The sequence below is a fragment of the Burkholderia sp. Se-20378 genome, assembly GCF_017104665.1.
In the GTDB taxonomy this organism is placed as follows: domain Bacteria; phylum Pseudomonadota; class Gammaproteobacteria; order Burkholderiales; family Burkholderiaceae; genus Burkholderia; species Burkholderia lata.
Genome location: NZ_JAAGPG010000877.1, coordinates 1 through 2309, shown reverse-complemented (window position 1 = coordinate 2309; position 2309 = coordinate 1). Strand labels below are relative to the sequence as shown.

The 2309-nt window shown below is 69.0% G+C and carries 3 protein-coding genes; 2 read left to right on the top strand and 1 reads right to left on the bottom strand.

Annotated features, from left to right (window positions below; genetic code table 11):
- Positions 1-185, bottom strand: a 185-nt coding sequence (locus G3N93_RS38510; protein WP_206135379.1) for a hypothetical protein, incomplete at its 3' end; no start/stop codon positions are given.
- Here G3N93_RS38510 and G3N93_RS38505 point away from each other — a divergent pair.
- Together G3N93_RS38505 and G3N93_RS38500 are read left to right on the top strand one after the other, a co-directional pair.
- Complete coding sequence (locus tag G3N93_RS38505; protein WP_174934014.1) at positions 184-1020, top strand: helix-turn-helix domain-containing protein; 837 nt, start codon at positions 184-186, stop codon at positions 1018-1020. The genes G3N93_RS38510 and G3N93_RS38505 overlap by 2 nt on opposite strands.
- Before the next feature lie 119 nt (positions 1021-1139).
- The coding region (locus G3N93_RS38500) for a glutamate--cysteine ligase (protein ID WP_206135378.1) at positions 1140-2309 on the top strand (1170 nt) is incomplete at its 3' end.

Sequence of the window (2309 nt, the reverse complement as noted above, 5' to 3'; positions counted from 1 at the left end):
AGCGCCGCGGCAACGGCGATTCGCGACATGACGCGCAGTGCGCCGGCATCGCGTGTCCAGGGAGCAAGTGCTGCATGCATCGCATTCCTCTGCTTCGTATCGGTTTGAACACGACACGCATTGTTGGACGCCCCCGGACAAAGCTGATAATGTTGTTTAGACAAAAAATAATGAATTCCGGCCATGCCCATCCGAGACGTTTCTCCACCGCGCACCGCGAAGCGCGCCGACTCCGATCCGAGCGAGCGTGAGGACGGCCCGTCGCTGATCGCCGTCTGGGGCGAGGACGACGGCAGCAACACCTACCGGCTCGGCACCCGCGAGGTCGACTGGCACAGCCATCTGCGCGGCCAGGTGTTCTGCGTGGAAAGCGGGTTCGCGCACGTGCGCACCCCGCATGGTTCGTGGCTGCTGCCGCCGCATCGCGCGGGCTGGATTCCGCCGGGCGAGCAGCACAAGGTCAGCATCAGCGGTGCGTTGAGCGGCTGGAGCGTCGTGATTGCACCGGCCGCGAGCCGGCGAATGCCGGATCAGCCGTGCGTGATCGCGATCACCGAGCTGATGCGCGCGCTCGTGCGGCGCGCGGTGTCGTGGGCCGACCAGGATCGGCTCGACATCGAGCAGGCGCGCATCAGCGTCGTGCTGCTCGACGAGATGCGCCGCGCGCCGCACGAGCCGCTGCACCTGCCGATGCCGCGCGACCGGCGCCTGCTGCGCATCGCCAACGCGATCCTCGGGCAGCCGCACGACAGCCGCACGCTCGAAGCGTGGGCCGAATGGGCCGGGTTGTCCGCGCGCACACTCAGCCGGCTGTTCGTCGCGGAAACCGGCACGAGCTTTGCGCAGTGGCGCCAGCAGGCACGCCTGACACATGCGCTCGAACGGCTCGCGGGCGGCGACAGCGTCGCCAACATTGCGGACGCGCTGGGCTATGCGACGCCGAGCAACTTCATCGCGATGTTCCGCCGCGCATTCGGCGATTCGCCCGCGCATTACTTCGCGAAGCGCAGGCAGCCGTAGCGCAGTGCGGCTTGGCCCGCCCCCTATCACCCCTGCCAGTACAGCACCGGCATCGACGTCGCTATAGTCGCCGTGCGACCGGCCGGTCGGTCGCTCAATGTGACTTGTGGAGGGTGTCGATGTCGAATGCCGTTGGATCGGACCACACGCCGATCGTCTCCGAGCAGCAGCTCGCCGATCATCTGGCCGCCGGCTGCAAGCCGGCCGCGCAATTCCGGATCGGGACCGAGCACGAGAAGTTCGTCGTCGCGCGTGCGACGCACGCAGCCGCGCCTTACGACGGGCCATCGGGGATCGCCGCGGTGCTCGCGCGGCTGCAAGGCGACGGGACGCCGATCGTCGATGCCGGACGGATCGTCGGCGTGATCCAGCGCGACGGCGCGGCGATCTCGCTCGAGCCGGCCGGCCAGCTCGAACTGTCGGGCGCGCCGCTCGAAACGCTGCACGACACGCATGCCGAGCTGCATGCGCACCTTGCCGCGACCCGCGACGCGTGCGAGCCGCTCGGCCTGCGCTGCGCACCGCTGGGTTTTCACCCTCACCTCGCGCGCGCGGCGCTGCCGTGGATGCCGAAGCAGCGTTACGGGATCATGCAGCGCTATATGCCGCGCGTCGGCACGCGCGGGCTCGACATGATGCAGCGCACCTGCACCGTGCAGGTCAACCTCGATTTCGCGTCGGAAAGCGACATGGCGCGCAAGATGCGCGTGTCGCTCGCGCTGCAGCCCGTTGCGACTGCGCTGTTCGCGAATTCGCCGTTCTCCGACGGCCGGCCGACCGGCCTGCTGTCGACGCGCGCACACACATGGCTCGACACCGACGAGGATCGCTGCGGGGCGCCGGCGCTGTTCCTGTCGCGCAGCTTCGGTTTCGAGCGCTACGTGAGCTGGCTGCTCGACAACGTGCCGATGTACTTCGTGCGGCGCGGCGACCGCTACACGGATGCGACCGGATGGACGTTCCGCGATTTCATGCGGCGGCGCATTCCGCACCTCGAGGGCGAGACGCCGACGCTCGGCGATTTCGCGGACCATCTGACCACGGTCTTCACCGAAGTGCGGCTGAAGCGCTATCTCGAGATGCGCGGCGCCGATGCGGGCTCGCCGGCGATGATGGTCGCGCTGTCCGCGTTCTGGACCGGCCTGCTGTACGATCCGGCCGCGCTGTCGGAGGCCGAGACGCTGGCCGCCGGGATCGACCGCGGCGCACTGCTGACCTTGCGTCGCGACGTGCCGCGTTTCGGGCTCGGCGCATCGGTCGACGGCCGCCCGTTGCGCGCGTTCGCGGCC